The organism is Marinobacter sp. E2 (assembly GCF_055755345.1).
The window spans coordinates 620432-639453 of the sequence record NZ_CM146911.1 but is presented as its reverse complement, the minus strand read 5'-3'; the positions used below and the strand labels follow the sequence as shown (position 1 = coordinate 639453).

Annotated in this window: 18 protein-coding genes; all 18 read right to left on the bottom strand. The window is 57.3% G+C overall.

Going from position 1 to position 19022, the window contains the following annotated elements; all coding sequences use genetic code 11:
- Position 1: 1 nt before the first annotated feature.
- Entirely contained in the window at positions 2–193 is a 192-nt protein-coding gene (gene rpmC, locus AC0J1C_RS02860) for a 50S ribosomal protein L29 (RefSeq protein ID WP_008174877.1), read from the bottom strand.
- Positions 193–606: a 50S ribosomal protein L16 gene (rplP, locus tag AC0J1C_RS02855; protein WP_091992190.1), complete on the bottom strand. Its 414-nt coding sequence runs from the start codon at positions 604–606 to the stop codon at positions 193–195. The genes rpmC and rplP overlap by 1 nt, the downstream gene beginning before the upstream one ends.
- A 12-nt stretch (positions 607–618) precedes the next feature.
- Entirely contained in the window at positions 619–1302 is a 684-nt protein-coding gene (gene rpsC / locus AC0J1C_RS02850; RefSeq protein WP_064230338.1) for a 30S ribosomal protein S3, read from the bottom strand.
- Positions 1303–1313: 11 nt separating this feature from the next.
- Positions 1314–1646, bottom strand: coding sequence for a 50S ribosomal protein L22 (gene rplV / locus AC0J1C_RS02845; protein WP_069185081.1), 333 nt, complete (start codon positions 1644–1646; stop codon positions 1314–1316).
- A gap of 16 nt (positions 1647–1662) precedes the next feature.
- Complete coding sequence (gene rpsS / locus AC0J1C_RS02840; RefSeq protein WP_007154011.1) at positions 1663–1938, bottom strand: 30S ribosomal protein S19; 276 nt, start codon at positions 1936–1938, stop codon at positions 1663–1665.
- Positions 1939–1961: 23 nt separating this feature from the next.
- Positions 1962–2789 carry a 50S ribosomal protein L2 gene (gene rplB / locus AC0J1C_RS02835; RefSeq protein WP_091992189.1) on the bottom strand — a complete coding sequence of 276 codons (828 nt, stop codon included), beginning with the start codon at positions 2787–2789 and terminating at the stop codon, positions 1962–1964.
- A gap of 17 nt (positions 2790–2806) precedes the next feature.
- Entirely contained in the window at positions 2807–3100 is a 294-nt protein-coding gene (gene rplW, locus AC0J1C_RS02830; RefSeq protein ID WP_008174862.1) for a 50S ribosomal protein L23, read from the bottom strand.
- The gene (gene rplD, locus AC0J1C_RS02825; RefSeq protein ID WP_473045532.1) at positions 3097–3702 is read right to left on the bottom strand and encodes a 50S ribosomal protein L4; all 606 of its coding nucleotides are present in this window, start codon (positions 3700–3702) and stop codon (positions 3097–3099) included. The genes rplW and rplD overlap by 4 nt, the downstream gene beginning before the upstream one ends.
- Before the next feature lie 11 nt (positions 3703–3713).
- Positions 3714–4352: a 50S ribosomal protein L3 gene (rplC, locus tag AC0J1C_RS02820; RefSeq protein ID WP_091992186.1), complete on the bottom strand. Its 639-nt coding sequence runs from the start codon at positions 4350–4352 to the stop codon at positions 3714–3716.
- Positions 4353–4428: 76 nt separating this feature from the next.
- Positions 4429–4740, bottom strand: a complete 312-nt coding sequence (gene rpsJ, locus AC0J1C_RS02815; protein ID WP_004580743.1) for a 30S ribosomal protein S10 — start codon at positions 4738–4740, stop codon at positions 4429–4431.
- A gap of 185 nt (positions 4741–4925) precedes the next feature.
- Entirely contained in the window at positions 4926–6122 is a 1197-nt protein-coding gene (gene tuf, locus AC0J1C_RS02810) for an elongation factor Tu (RefSeq protein WP_473045525.1), read from the bottom strand.
- 35 nt (positions 6123–6157) lie between these two features.
- A complete protein-coding gene (gene fusA / locus AC0J1C_RS02805) occupies positions 6158–8263 on the bottom strand; it encodes an elongation factor G (RefSeq protein WP_473045531.1) in 2106 nt (701 codons plus the stop codon).
- An 18-nt stretch (positions 8264–8281) separates the two neighbouring features.
- The gene (gene rpsG / locus AC0J1C_RS02800; RefSeq protein ID WP_091992444.1) at positions 8282–8752 is read right to left on the bottom strand and encodes a 30S ribosomal protein S7; all 471 of its coding nucleotides are present in this window, start codon (positions 8750–8752) and stop codon (positions 8282–8284) included.
- 115 nt (positions 8753–8867) lie between these two features.
- Positions 8868–9242 (bottom strand): 30S ribosomal protein S12, encoded by a 375-nt coding sequence (gene rpsL, locus AC0J1C_RS02795; RefSeq protein WP_008174844.1) that lies wholly within the window; start codon positions 9240–9242, stop codon positions 8868–8870.
- 167 nt (positions 9243–9409) lie between these two features.
- Positions 9410–13624 (bottom strand): DNA-directed RNA polymerase subunit beta', encoded by a 4215-nt coding sequence (gene rpoC, locus AC0J1C_RS02790; RefSeq protein ID WP_091992443.1) that lies wholly within the window; start codon positions 13622–13624, stop codon positions 9410–9412.
- 74 nt (positions 13625–13698) lie between these two features.
- Entirely contained in the window at positions 13699–17778 is a 4080-nt protein-coding gene (gene rpoB, locus AC0J1C_RS02785) for a DNA-directed RNA polymerase subunit beta (RefSeq protein ID WP_473045530.1), read from the bottom strand.
- A gap of 241 nt (positions 17779–18019) precedes the next feature.
- Complete coding sequence (gene rplL, locus AC0J1C_RS02780) at positions 18020–18397, bottom strand: 50S ribosomal protein L7/L12 (RefSeq protein WP_473045529.1); 378 nt, start codon at positions 18395–18397, stop codon at positions 18020–18022.
- A 40-nt stretch (positions 18398–18437) separates the two neighbouring features.
- Positions 18438–18968 (bottom strand): 50S ribosomal protein L10, encoded by a 531-nt coding sequence (rplJ, locus tag AC0J1C_RS02775; protein ID WP_091992441.1) that lies wholly within the window; start codon positions 18966–18968, stop codon positions 18438–18440.
- Positions 18969–19022 lie beyond the last annotated feature (54 nt).

Genomic DNA, 19022 nt, shown 5'->3' with positions numbered 1-19022 from the left:
GTCACTGTCCTGCCTTTTCGTTCAATACTGTTTTCACGCGAGCGATGTCGCGCTTCACCTTGCCGAGAAGGTGAGACTGATTCAGCTGACCTGTCGCCTTGCGCATGCGCAGGTTGAACTGCTCCTTCAGGAGGTCGATCAGCTCTTTGTTCAGCTCCTCGACTGACTTTTCACGCAGCTCTGTTGCTTTCATCACATCACCGTCCTCGTTACAAAGGTGGTCTGTACCGGCAGTTTGGCCGCCGCGAGAGCGAATGCGTCACGTGCTACGTCTTCAGCAACGCCTTCCATCTCGTAGAGCATGCGGCCTGGCTGGATTTCAGCCACCCAATACTCGACAGAACCCTTACCTTTACCCATTCGAACTTCAAGCGGTTTGCTGGAGATCGGCTTGTCCGGGAAAATCCGGATCCAGATCTTGCCGCCCCGCTTGATGCGACGTGTCATGGTACGACGTGCCGCCTCAATCTGGCGCGCAGTTATACGCCCGCGAGTTGTCGCCTTCAATCCGTATTCACCGAAGCTCACCTTGTTGGCGCGGTGAGCAAGACCGGTGTTACGGCCTTTCATTACCTTGCGGAATTTGGTGCGTTTTGGTTGCAGCATAAGAGTGCCCCTTTACTTAGAACCTTTCTTCCCAGAGGCTTTCTTGTCAGCACGGACCTGCTCCATACCACCAAGAATCTCACCTTTGAAGATCCATACCTTGACGCCGATAACGCCGTAAGTGGTATGCGCTTCGTAGGTTGCGTAATCAATGTCTGCACGCAGTGTGTGCAGCGGAACACGACCTTCGCGATACCACTCGGAACGCGCGATTTCAGCACCCCCGAGACGACCGCCTACCTGGATCTTGATGCCCTTGGCACCCTGGCGCATGGCGTTCTGTACCGCACGCTTCATGGCGCGACGGAACATCACACGACGCTCCAGCTGACCGGCAACGTTCTGCGCGACCAGGCGGGCATCCAGGTCCGGCTTGCGGACTTCTTCGATGTTGATGTGCACAGGCACACCCATCATGTCGCTGACTTCGCGACGCAGACGGTCAACATCTTCGCCCTTCTTACCGATAACAATACCGGGGCGGGCAGTATGGATCGTGATCCGGGCGTTCTGAGCCGGGCGCTCGATCACAATCTTGCTGACAGACGCCTTCACCAGACGCTTGTCGAGGAACTCACGAACCTGAATGTCGTTCAGCAGGTTGCGGGAGTATTCCTTCTTGTCGGCATACCAGACTGAGTTGTGCTCTTTGATCACACCCAGGCGAATGCCGGTTGGATTTACTTTATGACCCATCTGAGCATCTCCTACTTGTCGGCGACCTTGACGGTGATATGGCAGGTGCGCTTGAAAATCCGGTCAGCGCGCCCCTTGGCTCGAGCTTTGATTCGCTTGAGCGTCGGACCCTCATCCACCATCACGGTGGAAACCCGCAGTTCGTCAACGTCCAGACCTTCGTTGTGCTCAGCGTTGGCGATGGCGGATTCAAGAGCCTTCTTGATCACAACCGCCGCCTTCTTCGGGCTGAAAGTCAGAATGTTCAGGGCGTCCTCAACAGCCTTGCCGCGTACTTGGTCAGCGACAAGACGTGCTTTCTGAGCTGAGAGGCGAGCGCCCTTGTACTTGGCTGCTACTTCCATTTCTATTACCTCAGAATCAGCGTTTAGCTTTCTTGTCGGCCGCATGACCACGATAAGTACGCGTTGCCGCGAACTCACCCAGCTTATGTCCAACCATATCTTCGGTGACATAAACCGGCACGTGCTGCTTGCCGTTGTGGACTGCAATGGTCAGGCCTACCATCTCCGGGAAGACTGTCGACCGGCGGGACCAGGTTTTGATCGGCCGCTTGTCGTTAGCTTCCAGAGCTGCCTCGACCTTCTTCAACAGATGCAGGTCTATAAAAGGACCTTTCTTCAAAGAACGTGGCACAGCAATTACCTCTATGTAGTCGTTTACTTGGCCGAACGACGACGTACTATCATCTTGTCAGTACGCTTGTTCTTACGAGTCTTATGCCCTTTGGTCGGAACACCCCACGGAGTAACCGGGTGACGTCCGCCAGAGGTACGCCCTTCACCACCACCATGCGGGTGGTCAACTGGGTTCATAGCAACACCACGTACTGTTGGCCGTTTGCCGCGCCAACGTGATGCACCCGCTTTACCAAGCTGCTTGAGACTGTGCTCGCTGTTGGATACTTCACCCAGCGTGGCACGGCAATCTACAAGCACCTTTCGCATTTCACCTGAGCGCAGGCGGATGGTGGCATACGCCCCTTCCCGAGCAACCAGCTGTACGGATGCGCCCGCAGAGCGAGCCAGCTGTGCACCTTTGCCAGGCTTGAGTTCGACGCAGTGGATCACAGAACCGACCGGAATGTTCCGGAGCGGCAGAGTGGAGCCCACCTTGATCGGCGCGTCGATACCGGAACGCACAGGGTCACCGATCTGCATACCCTTGGGAGCGATAATGTAGCGACGCTCGCCATCGGCGTACTTGACCAGCGCGATGTGCGCAGAGCGGTTCGGATCGTATTCCAGGCGCTCGATGACCGCCGGGATACCATCTTTGGTCCGCTTGAAATCAATGATTCGGTAGTGCTTCTTGTGACCACCACCAACGTGACGGGTTGTGATGCGGCCAACGTTGTTACGACCACCCGTCTTGTTCTTTCTTTCTACCAACGGCTCGTAAGGGCGCCCAGTGTGCAGATCCGGGTTGTAAAGCTTTACAACGTGACGGCGTCCGGCAGATGTTGGTTTGGTTTTGACGATCGGCATATTACGACCCCTTTACCTTATTCCACATCCAGAAAATCGATGTCCTGACCTTCTGCCAGCTTGACGTAAGCCTTACGAATGTCATTACGCTTGCCGAACCCGCGGATAGTGCGCTTGAGCTTACCCTTACGGTTCAGAACCTGAACACCTTCGACGGTGACGTTGAACAGTTGCTCAACGGCTTTCTTGATCTCCGGCTTGGTGGCGTCAGGCGCTACACGGAACACGACTTGACCGCGCTCGGCTGCCAGAGATGCTTTCTCTGATACGTGCGGCCCAAGAAGGACCTTATAAATACGTTCCTGATTCATCCCAGCATCTCCTCGATTTTCTTCAGAGCGGGAACAGTCACAACCACCTTTTCAAAGGCCACCAGGCTGACCGGATCCAGGCCTGCGATATCACGCACATCAACGTGCGGAATATTGCGGGAGGCCAGATGCAGGTTCTGCTCGACGTTGTCGGCCAGAATCAGCGCGTTGGTCACACCGATGTCCTTCAGCTTGGCGTTGAACGCCTTGGTCTTCGGGCTGTCCACGTTCATGTCGTCAACAACCACCAGACGCTCCTGGCGAACCAGCTCGGAAAAAATGGAGCGCATTGCGGCGCGGTACATCTTGCGGTTGACTTTCTGCTCAAAACCGCGGGGTTTCGCAGCGAAGGTCACACCACCAGAGCGCCAGATCGGGCTACGGATGGTACCAGCACGGGCACGACCGGTGCCCTTCTGGCGCCACGGCTTCTTGCCGCCACCGCTAACTTCGGAACGCGTCTTCTGAGCCTTGGTACCCTGACGGCCACCGGCCATATAGGCAGTAACCACCTGGTGAACCAGCGACTCGTTAAAATCTTTGGCGAATGCAGCGTCGGAAACAGAAATTCCCTTGCCGCTACCTGTAATAGTCAATTCCATCGCACCGCTCCTCAGGCTTTAACTGCAGGCTTGATGACAACATCGCCGCCAGTCGCGCCAGGAACGGCACCACTTACCAGCAGCAGGTTGCGCTCGGCGTCGACACGGACGATCTTCAGGTTCTGCACAGTCACCTGTGCATTACCCATCTGGCCCGCCATCTTCTTGCCCTTGAATACCTTGCCCGGAGTCTGGTTCTGACCAATGGAACCCGGTGCACGGTGAGACAGAGAGTTACCGTGAGTGGCGTCCTGCATGGAGAAGTTCCAGCGCTTTACGCCGCCCTGGAAGCCCTTACCCTTGGACTGACCAATGGCATCAACAACCTGGCCATCTTCGAAGATGGAAGCAGTGATCTCGCCGCCGGCAGCCAGGTCTTCACCTTCGCCATCGGCCAGACGGAACTCCCACATGCCGCGACCGGCTTCTACGCCCGCCTTGGCAAAGTGACCTGCTTCACTCTTGGTAACGCGAGAGGAACGACGAGTACCGACAGTCACCTGAACGGCGCGGTAGCCATCGCTTTCAAGAGTTTTCAGTTGGGTAATGCGGTTGGGCTCAACCTCAATTACCGTTACGGGCAGCGCTTGCCCGTCTTCCGTAAAAATACGGGTCATACCGGCCTTACGACCGACAACACCAATTGCCATGTTTCACCTCTTAAGTGTACGGGGCTCTCACCCTCTATGGCCTTATGACAGTTACACAGACTAATACCGGGCGGTATTAGCCGAGGCTGATCTGAACGTCTACACCTGCTGCCAGGTCCAGTTTCATCAGAGCATCTACTGTCTTTTCCGTCGGCTCAACGATGTCGAGCAGACGCTTATGAGTACGAATTTCATACTGATCACGCGCGTCTTTGTTGACGTGCGGAGAGATCAGAACGGTGTACTTTTCCTTCCGCGTCGGCAGAGGGATTGGGCCACGCACCTGAGCGCCGGTCCGCTTGGCGGTATCGACGATCTCCTGCGTGGACTGGTCGATCAGGCGATAGTCAAACGCCTTCAACCGGATTCGAATTTTTTGGCTTTGCATGATGCACCAAACTCCACTCGTAGCAGCTACTTATTAGCCGACCTTCAAAAAAAGGAGCCGCATTGTATGCATAATACCCAACCAAGTCAACAGCGTTGCTGATTGACCCGGCAGAGATTGCATTGCGACTGAAACAGAAAAAGGGGCTGAAACATCAGCCCCTTTTTCCTGATCAAACGAGCAGATTACTCGATGATCTTGGAGACCACGCCGGCACCTACGGTACGGCCGCCTTCACGAATCGCGAAGCGCAGGCCATCTTCCATGGCGATCGGGGCGATCAGGGTAACACTCATCTTCACGTTGTCACCCGGCATTACCATCTCAACACCTTCCGGCAGCTCGCAAGAACCGGTCACGTCAGTGGTCCGGAAGTAGAACTGCGGACGGTAGCCCTTGAAGAACGGGGTATGACGACCACCTTCTTCCTTGGACAGCACGTACACTTCGCACTCGAACTTGGTGTGCGGCTTGATGGAGCCCGGCACACACAGAACCTGACCACGCTCAACGTCGTCACGCTTGGTGCCACGCAGCAGCGCACCGATGTTCTCACCCGCACGACCTTCGTCGAGCAGCTTGCGGAACATCTCAACACCGGTACAGGTGGTCTTCTGGGTGTCACGAATACCAACGATCTCAACTTCGTCGCCAGTCTTCAGGATGCCACGCTCAACACGACCGGTTACTACGGTACCACGGCCAGAGATAGAGAAGACGTCCTCGATCGGCATCAGGAACGGCTGATCGATCGCACGCTCAGGCTCAGGGATGTAAGAGTCCAGGGCTTCTACCAGCTTCTTAACAGCGGTAGTACCCATCTCGTTGTCGTCCTTACCTTCCAGCGCCATCAGCGCGGAACCGGTAACGATCGGAGTATCGTCGCCCGGGAAGTCGTACTGGCTCAGCAGGTCACGAACTTCCATCTCTACCAGCTCAAGCAGCTCTTCATCGTCTACCATGTCCGCTTTGTTCAGGAACACAACGATGTAAGGTACGCCAACCTGACGGGACAGCAGGATGTGCTCACGGGTCTGCGGCATGGGGCCGTCAGCTGCGGAGCAAACCAGGATAGCGCCGTCCATCTGCGCCGCACCAGTGATCATGTTCTTCACATAGTCAGCGTGGCCCGGGCAGTCTACGTGGGCGTAGTGACGAGTCGGGGAATCGTACTCAACGTGAGACGTCGCGATGGTGATACCACGCGCACGCTCTTCCGGGGCGTTATCGATCTGGTCAAACGCACGGCTCTCACCAGTACCGAACACTTCGTGACATACACGAGTCAGGGCAGCTGTCAGAGTGGTCTTACCATGGTCTACGTGACCAATGGTGCCCACGTTCAAGTGCGGCTTATTACGCTCAAATTTAGATTTAGACACGGTTACACCTCTTCCTGTTTCTTAAGTCCTGGGGATCAACCCTTTTTAATGATCGCTTCGGCAATGTTCGAGGGAGCTTCCATATAGCGGGAGAACTCCATCGCATAAGACGCCCGACCCTGCGTTGCAGAACGCAGATCGGTGGCGTAACCGAACATCTCCGACAACGGAACTTCTGCACGGATGACTTTCCCGGCGGGACTCTCATCCATTCCCTGCACGAGGCCGCGACGACGGTTCAGGTCGCCAACAACGTCACCCATGTAGTCTTCAGGAGTGACAACCTCTACCCTCATGAGCGGCTCAAGAAGGGCAGGATTCGCTTCCAGAGCACCTTTCTTCATCGCCATGGAACCGGCGACCTTGAAGGCCATCTCGTTGGAGTCGACATCGTGGTACGAGCCGTCATACAGGGTTGCCTTGATGCGCAGCAGCGGGTAGCCGGCCAGACAGCCGTTCTGCATCTGCTCTTCAATACCCTGCTGAACCGCCGGGATGTATTCCTTGGGAACCACACCACCAACGATCTCGTTCACGAAGATAAAGTTCTCGCCATCTTCCTCATCCAGCGGCAGCGGCTCGAGCTTGAGCTTGACGTGACCGTACTGACCACGACCACCGGACTGACGAACAAACTTGCCTTCCACATCCACGGGCTTGCGGATGCACTCACGGTAGGCCACCTGGGGCTTACCGATGTTGGCCTCCACCTTGAACTCGCGACGCATACGGTCAACGATGATGTCCAGGTGAAGCTCACCCATGCCGGAGATGATGGTCTGGCCGGATTCCTCGTCGGTACGAACGCGGAACGACGGATCTTCCTGGGCCAGCTTGCCCAGAGCAACGCCCATCTTTTCCTGGTCGGCCTTGGACTTCGGCTCAACCGCCACAGAGATAACCGGCTCCGGGAACTCCATGCGCTCGAGAACGATCTTGTGGTTCTCGTCGCACAGGGTGTCACCGGTGGTGACGCTCTTCAGGCCGATGGCCGCAGCGATATCACCCGCCAGCACTTCTTTGATTTCCTGACGGTCTTTGGAGTGCATCTGAACCATACGGCCGACACGCTCTTTCTTCTGCTTGACCGAGTTGTAAACCGATGAGCCGCTTTCCAGCTTGCCGGAGTACACACGGAAGAACGTCAGGGTACCCACGAACGGATCGGTGGCGATTTTGAACGCCAGGGCCGCGAACGGAGCGTCGTCGTCCACCGGACGGGTCTCTTCGGTACCTTCGTCGTCTACCTCACCACGGATGGCCTTAACCTCGTCCGGGGCCGGCAGGAATTCAACAACGGCGTCCAGCACCGCCTGCACGCCCTTGTTCTTGAACGCGGAACCGCAGGTCGCTACGACGATCTCGTTGGCCAGGGTGCGCATACGCAGACCCTGCTTGATCTCTTCGTTGGAAAGCTCACCTTCTTCCAGGTACTTCTCCATGAGCTCTTCGTTGGCTTCGGCAGCCGCCTCAACCATCTGCTCCCGGTACATGGCCACTTCGTCGGCCATTTCTGCAGGAACGTCCTTCTGCTCATAGGTCGCACCGGAGTCTGCTTCGTTCCAGTAGATGGCCTTGTTACGAATCAGGTCAACGATACCGGCGAACTCGTCCTCGGAACCGATCGGCAGCTGAATGGGAACGCAGTTGGCGCCCAGACGCTTCTTGATCTGCTCAACAACACGCAGGAAGTTGGCGCCAGCACGGTCCATCTTGTTGACGAACACCATGCGGGGAACTTCGTACTTGTTGGCCTGACGCCATACAGTCTCGGACTGCGGCTCAACGCCAGAGGAGCCACAGAACACAACCACGGCACCGTCCAGAACACGCAGTGAACGCTCTACCTCGATGGTAAAGTCAACGTGTCCCGGGGTGTCGATGATGTTGATCCGGTGCTCAGGGTACTGCTTGTCCATACCCTGCCAGAAAGTGGTGGTAGCAGCAGAGGTGATGGTGATACCACGCTCCTGCTCCTGCTCCATCCAGTCCATGGTGGCGGCGCCATCATGAACTTCACCGATCTTGTGGGAGATACCTGTGTAGAACAGGACCCGCTCGGTGGTTGTGGTTTTGCCCGCATCAACGTGCGCACAAATACCGATGTTTCTGTAACGCTTGATAGGAGTCTTGCGTGCCACGATATAAACCTCGGCTGATTAGAAACGGAAGTGAGAGAACGCCTTGTTGGCTTCTGCCATGCGGTGTACGTCTTCGCGCTTCTTAACAGCGGCACCCTTGCTGTCAGCGGCGTCCAGGATTTCACCAGCAAGACGCTGCGCCATGGACTTCTCACCGCGCTTCCGTGAATATTCGACGAGCCAGCGCATGGCCAGCGCGTTCTGACGGGAGGGCCGTACCTCGACAGGCACCTGGTAAGTAGCACCACCCACACGACGGGATTTAACCTCAACCATCGGCTGGATGTTTTCCAGGGCCTTCTCGAACATGTCGATCGGCTCTTCCTTGGATTTCTCGGCAACAATGTCCAGAGCGCCGTAAACAATGCGCTCAGCTACGGATTTCTTGCCGCTCTCCATCACGTGGTTGATGAACTTGGCAAGACGTGCACTGCCGAATTTCGGATCCGGGATAATTTCCCGTTTTGCTGCAACTCTTCTTCTAGGCATCGATAAGCCCTTATATATCTAAAAGGTCTTCAGGAACCCCTGAGATAGCAGAATGCTACTCAGCCTTACTCTTACCGTTCTGACAAGCAACGATAAAAGACACCCGCTCGGGACATCAGGACTTGGGTCGTTTTGCACCGTACTTGGAGCGGCCCTGCTTACGGTTCTGCACACCCTGGGTGTCCAGCGTTCCGCGAACAGTGTGGTAACGCACACCCGGAAGGTCTTTTACACGACCGCCACGGATAAGCACTACGCTGTGCTCCTGAAGGTTGTGACCTTCACCACCAATGTATGAGGAAACCTCGTAGCCGTTGGTCAGACGAACACGGCACACTTTACGCAGTGCTGAGTTCGGCTTCTTCGGCGTTGTGGTGTACACACGAGTGCACACACCACGGCGCTGAGGGCAGGCCTGGAGCGCGGGAACGTCGCTCTTGGCTACCTTGCGCTTACGAGGCTTACGCACCAACTGATTAATCGTTGCCATGTAAGCAAACTCCAAAAAACCATATCAATGAAACTTACCCCCTGTGCAGGGGGTAAAATTTAAGGGACGCAAGTGTAAGCCTGCGTCCCTGGACAGTCAAGATGACTGGTCTCTTTTTGACCACCCACCGGGTAGGTAACTACCCGGAGGTGGCGCCCCGACCCAACTCAGCTTTCGCGGTTGAGCTCGGCACTCAGAGCTTCTTCCACATCGGCCGCTGTCACGCCCTGCTCTTCCAGGTCGCGTTTGCGACGACGCTCGTTGTGGTAAGCCAGACCGGTACCGGCCGGAATCAGTCGACCTACAACAACGTTCTCCTTCAGGCCGCGCAGGTAATCACGCTTGCCGGTAACCGCACCTTCAGTGAGTACCCGGGTGGTCTCCTGGAACGAGGCCGCAGAAATGAACGACTCGGTGGCCAGAGAAGCCTTGGTGATACCCAGCAGCAGACGCTCGAACCGTGCCGGTTCCTTGTCGGCTGCGTTGGCCTTCTCGTTTTCTTCCAGAACCTGGGTGATCTCCACCTGGTCGCCAGACAGCAGGGTGGTGTCGCCCGGATCGGTAATCTCTACCTTGCGCAGCATCTGCCGAACGATAACCTCGATGTGTTTATCGTTGATGACAACGCCCTGCAGACGATACACGTCCTGGATTTCGTTGGTGATGTACTTGGCCAGCTCGACCACACCCAGCAGACGCAGAATGTCGTGCGGGTTGGACGGGCCATCAGAAATCACCTCACCCTTCTCAACGGTTTCACCCTCGAAGACGTTCAGCTGACGGTGCTTCGGAATCAGCACTTCGTAGGCGTCGCCGTCCTTGGGTGTGATCACCAGGCGCTTCTTGCCCTTGGTTTCCTTGCCGAAGGACACCACACCGCTGATCTCAGCCAGAATGGACGATTCCTTCGGACGACGGGCTTCGAACAGGTCGGCAACCCGCGGCAGACCACCGGTGATATCCCGGGTCTTGGAGCTTTCCTGCGGAATCCGCGCGACCACGTCGCCCAGCTCCACGTTGGCGCCGTTGGCCATGGTGACCAGGGCGTTGGCCGGCAGGAAGAAGATCGCCGTGCCACCGCCAGGCAGCTCGACTTCTTCGCCCTTGTCGTCGACCAGCTGGATGGCCGGACGGATGTCCTTACCAGCCGCAGGGCGCTCTTTGGAGTCAATAACCTCCATGGTGGACAGACCGGTCAGCTCGTCCGCCTGGGTGCGGACAGTAATGCCCTCCTCCATGTTGACGAACTTGGCGGTACCCTTCGCTTCCGCGATGATCGGGTGGGTGTGCGGATCCCACTTGGCAACCACAACGCCCGCTTCAACCTGATCGCCGTTCTTCACAGAGAGCACTGCGCCGTAGGGCAACTTGTACCACTCGCGCTCACGACCCTGCTCATCGGCAATGGCCAGCGCAGAGGAACGGGAAACCACCACCAGGGAGCCATCGGTCTTCTCGATAGACTTCAGGTTGTGCAGGCGGACGGTGCCGCCATGCTTGACCTGGATGTTGTCCACAGCGGAAGCCCGGCTCGCGGCACCACCGATGTGGAAGGTCCGCATGGTCAGCTGGGTACCCGGCTCACCGATGGACTGAGCCGCGATAACACCGACAGCCTCGCCCACGTTGACCTCATGGCCACGGGCCAGGTCACGGCCGTAGCACTTGGAACAGATGCCGTGACGGGTCTCACAGGTAATCGCTGAGCGCACCCAGATTTCGTCCACACCCGCACGCTCCACCATCTCAACGGTTTTCTCGTCGAGCAGAGTACCGGCAGGCACAACCGCATTGTCCTTGTCGGTCGGTGTAAACACGTCACGGGCCGTCACGCGACCAAGCACGCGATCGCCCAGCGGCACAACCACGTCGCCACCTTCGATGTGCGGCGTCATCAGCAGGCCTTCATCGGTACCGCAATCTGGCTCGGTGACCACCAGATCCTGGGACACGTCCACCAGACGACGGGTCAGGTAACCCGAGTTCGCGGTCTTCAGGGCGGTATCCGCCAGACCCTTACGGGCACCGTGGGTGGAGATGAAGTACTGCAGTACGTTCAGACCTTCACGGAAGTTCGCTGTAATCGGCGTCTCGATGATGGAGCCGTCCGGCTTGGCCATCAGGCCCCGCATACCGGAGAGCTGACGGATCTGGGCCGCGGAACCCCGGGCACCGGAGTCGGCCATCATGTACACGGAGTTGAACGACTCCTGCATGAGATCCTCACCGTCCTCGCCCTTGACCGGCTGACCGTCCGGACCAATGACTTGTTCCTTGGACAGACGCTCCATCATAGCCTTGGAGACCTTGTCGTTGGCGCGGGACCAGATATCGATGACCTTGTTGTACTTCTCGCCCTGGGTCAGGAGACCGGACGCGTACTGGGTCTCGATGTCCTTCACTTCCTCGGAAGCGGCATCCACCAGCTCGTACTTCTCCGGCGGGATCTCGAAATCGTTGAAGCCGATCGAGATACCGGAAACCGTGGCGTAGTGGTAGCCCATGTACATCAGCTGATCCGCGAAGATCACGGTGTCTTTCAGACCCGCATCGCGGTAACAGGTGTTGATCAGGTTAGAGATCGCCTTCTTGACCATCGGGCGATTGACCAGATCAAAAGAAAGGCCGTCCGGCACGATATCAAACAGCAGTGCACGACCGACGGTGGTGTCGACAATCTTGTGCGTCTCCACACGCTCGCCGTCTTCACCGATCGCCACTTCTTTTACCCGAACCTTGACGATCGCCTGCAGGTCGACCTTGCCGGCACCGTAGGCGCGATGGGCCTCCTTCACATCGGAGAACACCATGCCTTCGCCCAGGGCGCTCTTGCGCTCACGGGTCATGTAATACAGACCAAGTACCACGTCCTGGGACGGCACAATGATCGGCTCGCCGTTGGCCGGCGACAGCACGTTGTTGGTGGACATCATCAACGCGCGGGCTTCAAGCTGGGCTTCCAGGGTCAGCGGCACGTGTACCGCCATCTGGTCACCGTCGAAGTCAGCGTTGTAGGCAGCACACACCAGCGGGTGCAGCTGGATGGCCTTGCCTTCGATCAACACCGGCTCGAACGCCTGGATACCCAGACGGTGCAGAGTCGGCGCCCGGTTCAGCATGATCGGGTGCTCACGGATGACTTCGTCCAGAATATCCCAGACCACGCCTTCCTCACGCTCGACCATTTTCTTGGCAGCTTTGATGGTCGTGGCCAGGCCGCGATGCTCCAGCTTGGAGAAAATGAACGGCTTGAACAGCTCCAGGGCCATCTTCTTCGGCAGACCACACTGGTGCAGACGCAGGTACGGACCGACCACGATCACCGAACGACCGGAGTAGTCGACACGCTTGCCCAGCAGGTTCTGACGGAAACGACCCTGTTTACCCTTGATCATGTCAGCCAGGGACTTCAGCGGGCGCTTGTTGGTGCCGGTAATGGCACGGCCACGGCGACCGTTATCCAGCAGGGCGTCAACGGCCTCCTGCAGCATCCGCTTCTCGTTGCGCACGATAATGTCCGGCGCGTTCAGCTCCAGCAGACGCTTGAGACGGTTGTTCCGGTTTATGACCCGACGGTACAGATCGTTCAGGTCGGAGGTGGCGAAACGGCCACCGTCCAGCGGAACCAACGGGCGGAGATCCGGCGGCAGAACCGGCAGCACGGTCATTACCATGTCGCCCGGCTTGTTGCCGGAATACAGGAACGCCTCAAGAATCTTCAGACGCTTGCTGAATTTCTTGATCTTGGTTTCTGAGTTGGTCTGGGGAATCTCTTCCCGCAGGGCATCCACTTCCGCCTGCAGGTCGATACCTTCGAGCAGCTCTTTAACGGCCTCGGCACCCATACGGGCATCGAACTCGTCGCCGAACTCTTCCAGGGCTTCGTAGTACTGCTCGTCATTCAGCAGCTGCCCCTTCTCGAGGGTGGTCATCCCCGGATCGATAACAATAAAGGATTCGAAGTACAGAACCCGTTCGATATCGCGCAGGGTCATGTCCAGCATCAGACCGATACGGGACGGCAGTGACTTCAGGAACCAGATGTGCGCGACCGGGCTGGCCAGCTCGATGTGGCCCATGCGCTCACGACGCACGCTGGCCAGGGCAACTTCAACCCCACACTTCTCGCAGATAACACCGCGGTGCTTGAGTCGCTTGTATTTGCCACACAGGCACTCGTAGTCCTTGATCGGGCCGAAGATCTTGGCACAGAAAAGACCGTCCCGCTCGGGCTTGAAGGTACGGTAGTTAATGGTCTCAGGCTTCTTCACTTCGCCAAAGGACCAGGAACGGATCATGTCCGGCGACGCCAGGCCGATACGGATGGCGTCGAATTCCTTGCTTTGGTTCTGGCTCTTGAGAAGATTCAGCAAATCTTTCATCAGTAAAAGCTCCGGATGGCGTTAATCTCGGGCGGGCACTGAGTGCCCGCTCACGCTGCCAAAAACAATTCGGCTCACTCGGATTCCAGCTCGATGTCGATACCCAACGAGCGGATCTCCTTGACAAGAACGTTGAAGGACTCGGGCATGCCCGGCTCCATGCGATGATCGCCATCAACAATGTTCTTGTACATCTTGGTCCGACCGTTCACGTCATCAGACTTGACGGTGAGCATTTCCTGCAGCGTATAGGCTGCACCGTAGGCCTCCAGGGCCCACACTTCCATCTCACCGAAGCGCTGGCCACCGAACTGCGCCTTACCACCCAGCGGCTGCTGGGTAACCAGGCTGTAGGAGCCAGTGGAACGAGCGTGCATCTTGTCGTCGATCAGGTGGTTGAGCTTCAGGATGTACATGTAGCCCACCGTCACCGGACGATCGAAGGCGTCACCGGTGCGACCGTCGTACAGCTTGGTCTGGCCGGTGGTGCTCAACCCGGCGAGCTCAAGCATGTGCTTGACCTCGGCTTCCTTGGCACCGTCGAACACCGGCGTTGCCATCGGGACACCGCCCCGCAGGTTATGGCACATCTCCAGGATTTCCTTATCGGACAGGGAATCCAGGTCCACCTTCGACACTTCGTCTGAGTGATTGTAGATCTCATCCAGCAGCTTGCGTAACTCGGCCACCTTGCGCTGCTCGTCCAGCATCTGGCTGATACGCTCGCCCAGGCCCTTGGCGGCGGCACCGAGGTGCGTCTCCAGAACCTGACCCACGTTCATCCGCGAGGGAACGCCCAGCGGGTTCAGAACGATGTCGACGGTATTGCCGTGCTCGTCGTAAGGCATGTCCTCGATCGGCATGACCGCCGAGATAACACCCTTGTTACCGTGACGACCGGCCATCTTGTCACCCGGCTGGATACGACGCTTGATAGCCAGGTACACCTTGACGATTTTGAGCACGCCCGGCGCCAGGTCATCGCCCTGCTGCAGCTTGCCCTTCTTGTCGTCAAAGCGAGCCTCGTGCTCCTTCTTGCGATCTTCCAGACCCTGCTCGGACTTCTCCAGCAGTTCGTTCAGACCCTCATCCTTCATGCGGAGCTTGAACCAGTCGGAGCGTGGCAGATCGGCCAGGTAGCTTTCTTCAAGCTTCGCACCTTTCTTGAGGCCAGGGCCGCTGATCACTTCCTGGCCCTTCAGTGCGCTCATCAGACGCTCGAAGGTAGCCCCTTCCACAATCCGGTACTCGTCCTTCAGGTCCTTGCGGTACTGGTCCAGCTGCTCCTTCTCGATGGACTGGGCACGCTGGTCTTTTTCGATACCGTCCCGGGTAAAGACCTGCACGTCGATGACGGTGCCACGGGTGCCGGTGGGCACGCGGGAGGAGGTGTCTTTCACATCCGACGCCTTCTCACCGAAGATGGCACGCAGGAGCTTCTCTTCCGGTGTCAGCTGAGTCTCGCCCTTCGGCGTTACCTTGCCTACCAGAATGTCACCCGGGCCGACTTCCGCACCGATATACACAATGCCGGACTCGTCGAGCTTGGACAGCGCACTTTCACCAACGTTCGGAATATCCGCGGTGATTTCCTCGCTACCCAGCTTGGTATCCCGAGCCACACAGGTCAGTTCCTGGATGTGGATGGTGGTCAGGCGATCTTCCTGAACCACTTTCTCGGAAATAAGGATGGAGTCCTCGAAGTTGTAACCGTTCCAGGGCATGAACGCGATACGCATGTTCTGGCCCAGTGCCAGCTCACCCAGATCCACGGACGGGCCGTCGGCCAGCACGTCACCACGGGCAATCACGTCGCCCTGGCGCACGATGGAGCGCTGGTTGATACAGGTGTTCTGGTTCGAACGGGTGTACTTGGTCAGGTTGTAGATATCCACACCTGCATCACCCGCCTCGGTTTCCTCGTCGTTGACCCGAACCACGATACGGGCCGCGTCAACGCTTTCGATCACACCACCGCGACGAGCGGTGACACACACGCCGGAATCCTGGGCCACGGTACGCTCAACACCGGTACCGACCAGCGGCACCTGGGAGCGCAGGGTCGGAACCGCCTGACGCTGCATGTTGGCACCCATGAGCGCCCGGTTGGCGTCGTCGTGCTCCAGGAACGGGATCAGGGACGCAGCCACTGACACAACCTGACGCGGAGAAACGTCCATGAAGTTGACGCTTTCCGGCGGCATCACGGTGAATTCGTTCTGGTGACGTACGGTAACGAGTTCGTCGGTCAGGCGCTTGGTCTTCTCGTCCATGGCCGCACTGGCCTGGGCGATGACGTAGTTGCTCTCCTCGATCGCGGACAGGTATACCACCTCGTCGGTGACCACGCCGTTTTCCACCTTCCTGTACGGGCTCTCCAGGAAGCCGTAGGAGTTGGAACGGGCATAAGTCGCCAGGGAGTTGATCAGACCGATGTTCGGACCCTCCGGCGTCTCGATCGGGCACACACGGCCGTAATGGGTCGGGTGAACGTCACGAACCTCGAAGCCGGCGCGCTCACGGGTCAGACCGCCCGGGCCCAACGCAGAGATACGACGCTTGTGCGTAACCTCGGACAGCGGGTTGTTCTGGTCCATGAACTGGGACAGCTGGCTGGATCCGAAGAATTCCTTGACCGCGGCAGCCACCGGCTTGGCGTTGATCAGGTCCTGCGGCATCAGGCCTTCGCTTTCGGCCAGGCTCAGGCGCTCGCGAACGGCGCGCTCAACACGTACCAGACCGACGCGGAACTGGTTCTCGGCCATTTCGCCCACGCAGCGAACACGACGGTTACCCAGGTTGTCGATGTCGTCCACATTGCCCTGGCCGTTACGGATATCGATCAGGGTCTTGAGGACATCAATGATGTCTTCGTGGGTCAGCGTGCCCTCACCGGTGCTTTCCTCACGACGCAGACGACGGTTGAGCTTCATCCGGCCAACGGCGGACAGGTCGTAGCGCTCTTCGGAGAAGAACAGGTTGTTGAACAGGTTTTCGGCCGACTCCTTGGTGGGCGGCTCGCCCGGACGCATCATGCGGTAGATCTCGACGAGCGCCTCCAGCGGCGTACGGGTCGGATCGATGCGCAGGGTGTCCGACATGAACGGACCACAGTCGAGGTCGTTGGTGTAAAGGGTTTCAATTTCCTTCACGCCCGCGTCCAGGATCTTGTTGACCAGATCTTCAGTCAGCTCGGAGTTGCACTCAACCAGCACCTCGCCGGAGGCCTGGTCGATCATGTCCTTGGCCAGCACACGACCGTAGAGGTACTCGGTCGGCACTTCCAGCTCGTTGATACCGGCTTTTTCCAGCTGCTTGATGTGGCGGGCGGTAATCCGGCGACCTTCCTCAACAATCACGTTGCCGTCATTGTCTTTGATATCGAAGGTTGCGATGTCACCACGCAGGCGGCTCGGCACCAGCTCCAGCTTGCACACTTCGGCGCCCAGGCTGAACTTGCTGGTTTCGAAGAACATGTCGAGCATCTGCTCGGAGGTGTAGCCCAGGGCCCGCAGCAGGATCGAGGCCGGCAGCTTGCGACGACGGTCGATACGCACGAACACGGAGTCCTTCGGATCGAACTCGAAGTCGAGCCAGGAACCACGGTAAGGAATCACCCGGGCTGAATATAGCAGCTTGCCGGAGGAATGGGTCTTGCCCTTGTCATGGTCGAAGAATACACCCGGGGACCGATGGAGCTGGGAAACAATAACGCGCTCGGTACCGTTGATAACGAAGGTACCGTTCTCGGTCATCAGGGGCATTTCGCCCATGTAGACTTCCTGCTCTTTGATGTCCTTGATCGCCTTGTTGGACGATTCCTTATCGTAAATGATAAGGCGGACCTTCACCCGCAGCGGCGCTGCATAGGTTACGCCCCGAAGCTGGCATTCCTTGACGTCAAACACCGGCTCGCCGATACGGTAACTCACGTACTCGAGCGCGGCATTGCCAGAGTAACTGACAATCGGGAATACGGATTTGAATGCTGCGTGAAGACCGGTTTCCCGGCGGTCTTCAGGAGCGGCTTCCATTTGGAGGAAGTCCCGGAACGAATCCAGCTGAATAGACAGCAAATAGGGGACGTCCATCACGGAAGGCAATTTACTAAAATCTTTGCGAATCCGCTTTTTCTCAGTGTAGGAGTAAGTCATCTGCATTCCCCAGCTTTAGACCTGATACCTGGTATCAAGAAGCAACCATTGTTCTGCTTCGGGGCCGAATTGCTCGGCTTATCGCGCCGTCTTGAACAAGACTCTGGCTGTAGGTTATCGACCTGACATCAACCTGCAATTGCACACCAGACTCTATAGCATATACAACAGAAAAAGGCCGGTGGCCCAAAGCCACCAGCCTGTCCATGCTTAACGCACGGTTTCGATCAACAGCCGACTCTTACTTGAGCTCAACAGAAGCGCCTGCTTCCTCAAGCTTCTTCTTGGCTTCTTCAGCGTCGTCTTTGCTTGCGCCTTCCTTAACAACAGAAGGAGCGCTGTCGACCATTTCTTTCGCTTCTTTCAGACCCAGGCCGGTCAGTTCACGAACAGCCTTGATGACGTTTACTTTCTTCTCACCGGCGCCGGTCAGAACAACGTCAAATTCGGTCTTCTCTTCAGCAGCAGCAGCGTCACCACCGGCAGCTGCAGGAGCAGCAGCAACAGCAGCAGCAGCTGATACGTTAAACTTCTCTTCCATTGCTTCTACGAGCTCAACAACTTCCATTACGCTCATTTCAGCAATTGCATTCAAAATATCGTCTTTAGACAGAGCCATGACTTTCTCCCAAAAAAGTAAAAAATGGTGTTCAACAGAATCAAGCAGCTTCTTGCTTCTGGTCCCGGACTGCAGCTACAACACGTGTGATCCTGCCCGGAATATCGTTCAGGGTACGTGCAAGCTTGGTAACTGGTGCCTGTGTAACGATGGCCAGCTTGGTCAACGCTTCGTGCAGCGTCGGCAGCGTGGCCAGGCGATCAATCTGGTCTGCACCCATCAGCTCACCGCCAACAGCCAGACCCTTGATTTCAAACGCCTCTTTCTCTTTGGCAAAATCCTTCAGCAGGCGCGCAGCGGCACCCGGATCTTCCATTGAGAAAGCCAGAATGGTCGGACCAACCAGCGCCGGATCAATGCACTCGAACTCGGTACCACGAATCGCGATCTTTGCCAGGTTGTTACGCACAACCTTCAGACGCACGTTTTCGGCACGAGCCTTGGCACGCAGCGCCGTCATGTCACCGGAAGTGACACCACGGTAGTCAGCCAAAACCACAGACAGAGCAGTACCAGCAGTCTCGTTGACTTCAGCGACGATCGCTTTCTTGTCTTCGAGTCTAATTGCCACTGGTTTTCTCCTCGATTTCGCCGGCACAAGCCAGCAAACCCATCTATGTCCCTT